The organism is Ensifer sp. ENS07, assembly GCF_014852185.1.
Lineage (GTDB): Bacteria > Pseudomonadota > Alphaproteobacteria > Rhizobiales > Rhizobiaceae > Ensifer > Ensifer adhaerens.
Genome location: NZ_JACVBE010000080.1, coordinates 1 through 297 on the forward strand (window position 1 = coordinate 1; position 297 = coordinate 297).

The 297-nt window shown below is 61.6% G+C and carries 1 protein-coding gene; it reads right to left on the reverse strand.

Features of this window, described 5'->3' with window-relative positions; genetic code table 11:
* Window positions 1-297 (reverse strand): ATP-binding protein (locus IB277_RS37735; RefSeq protein WP_192373424.1); only part of this gene is annotated, 297 nt, incomplete at both ends.

Below are 297 nucleotides of genomic sequence, written 5' to 3' on the forward strand. Positions count from 1 at the left end.
GCACGTCGAGCCTGACCAACGTCTCTGCGATCTGGCCCGCCTTGCCCTTGGCCTTTTCCTGCTCGAGCGCGTTGACCAATTCGATGGTCGAGAAGAAGCGGACCTTTCGGCGATGATGCTCGATCGCTTGAATGCCGAGTGCTGTCGCGACATGTGTTTTGCCTGTGCCCGGCCCGCCGACGAGCACGATATTCTGCGCTCCGTCCATGAACTCGCATCGGTGCAACTGGCGCACGGTCGCTTCGTTGATCTCGCTGGCGGCGAAGTCGAAGCCGGAGAGGTCCTTGTAGGCCGGGA